Below are 1789 nucleotides of genomic sequence, written 5' to 3'. Positions count from 1 at the left end.
CAAACCTTCCGGGCTCCGTAGACGCCGTAGTTCTCGGCATGAACCTTGGCCACCTTCGGCCTCAACTCCTCATCCCGCACTTCACGCTTGGACGGCTTGTGGGAGCGGTGCTCGTAGTAGGTCGCGGGGGCGATCTTGGCGCCCAGCTCGGTGAGCTGGTCACAGATCGACTCGACACCCCATCGCAGACCTTCCTCGTGCTGGTCACCGACGTGCTCGTCGATATACCGCACGATCAGCGCTGTGGCCGGTCGAGTTCGGCCGCGAAGAAAGCCGATGCGCTCTTGAGGATCGCGTTGGCCCGCTTGAGCTCGGCATTCTCGCGCTTCAACCGCTTCAGCTCCGCTGACTCCTCACTCGTCGTCCCAACCCGCTGCCCGGCATCAACCTCGGCCTGACGACACCACTTCCTCACCGTCTCAGGCGTCCCGATCCCGAGCAGCGTCGCGACCTGCCTCATCGCCGCCCAGTCCGACTCGTGGTCGGCCCGGATCTCGCCAACCATCCTGACCGCCCGCTCACGCAGCTCGGCCGTGTACCTCTTCGACGTACTCCCTGCCATGACTCCATCCTTCCCAAGGAACGGAGTCTCCGGACATGCCGGGGCGGTTCAAAGCGCGCCGGAATTTGCGGCTTCGGAATTGAGACCCCCTGTCCGAATGCACCACACAGCCGGCGACATCGCCGCGCATCGCGACGGCGTTCTCGAGCGCTCGGACGGCCAATCGGGACCTCATCCGAGAGTCGATCGAGTACCCGACGATCCGGCCACTGAACGCGTCCTTGATCGCGCAGAGGTACAGCTTGCCCTCCGCGGTCGGGTGCTCGGTGATGTCGGTCAGCCACAGCTGGTTCGGTGCGTCCGCGGCGAACACGTGCCGTGTCCGGCCGTGCTCGTCGACGACGGCGCAGAGGTCGTCGTGCACGGGCGGGCCGGGCTTGCGAGCCTTGCTGCGCTTGGGTTTGCCGAACGCGCTGAACCAGCCGTTCGTCGAGGCGATACGCCACGCAGTCCGGTCCGCCATCGCCTCGCCGTTGCCGCGGGCCTCGTCGGCCAGGAGCCGGTGCCCGAACTCAGGGTCGTCCCGGTGGGCGTCGAACAGAGCGTTCGCGCGATAGGCCTGCACCACCTCGCTCGGGGTGATGGGGTTGGCCAGCCACCGGTAGTAGGGCTGGCGGGAGAGCTTCAATACCCGACACGTCACCGTCACAGGAACCCCTGCGGCGGCGAGCTCGGTCACGAGCGGGTAGAGCCTTTTCCCGGCAGATTCGCCTGCGACAGATACGCCGCCGCACGGCGCAGCACCTCGTTCTCCTGCTCGAGGAGCCGGTTCCGTCGGCGCAGCTCACGGATCTCCGCGGACTCGGTCCGAGACTGACCCGGCCTGGCGCCCTCATCGATCTCGGCTCGACGCAACCACTTCTGCAACGTCATCGGATGGACCCCGAAGTCTTTCGCGATCTGCTCGATCGTCACTCCAGGTTCACGGTTCTGAGCGACGCGAACCACGTCGTCACGAAACTCGGACGGGTAGGGCTTGGGCACGATGGCCATCCTTCCAGGCCCACCCTCCCAGGCAAGCCAGATCAGATGTCACCTATCCGTGCAGCAGTCCCGTCTTCACTTCACCTCAGATGTTCACAACGTGTCGGGGAAGTACATCTAGGCCAGGAACGATGACAATACAGTCTGATGTCAGCGAGGCTAGCGTGGATCACGATAGCGACCTGCCCGGAGCGTCACGAACCTCTTCCGAGTCGCCGACGGAGAAGGGTGGCGGTTCGGTGC

The 1789-nt window shown here is 65.2% G+C and carries 1 protein-coding gene and 2 pseudogenes; all 3 read right to left on the bottom strand.

The window, feature by feature from the left end:
* Positions 1-562 (bottom strand): annotated as a pseudogene (locus tag ACSEEN_RS21340) (transposase family protein); the annotation flags it as partial.
* Positions 563-590: 28 nt separating this feature from the next.
* A pseudogene (locus ACSEEN_RS21335) lies at positions 591-959 on the bottom strand (transposase); the annotation flags it as partial.
* 278 nt (positions 960-1237) lie between these two features.
* Positions 1238-1555, bottom strand: a complete 318-nt coding sequence (locus tag ACSEEN_RS21330; RefSeq protein ID WP_440714249.1) for a transposase — start codon at positions 1553-1555, stop codon at positions 1238-1240.
* Between the last annotated feature and the right edge of the window lie 234 nt (positions 1556-1789).

Source organism: Gordonia marina (assembly GCF_052036135.1).
Classification (GTDB): Bacteria; Actinomycetota; Actinomycetes; order Mycobacteriales; family Mycobacteriaceae; genus Gordonia.
Note: the sequence above shows the minus strand (reverse complement) of the source record. Positions and strands in the feature narration are given on the sequence as shown.

Excerpts from the sequence above, each read along its gene's own strand:
- ACSEEN_RS21330 (WP_440714249.1), bottom strand. The coding sequence starts at position 1,555 with ATGGCCATCGTGCCCAAGCCCTACCCGTCCGAGTTTCGTGACGACGTG.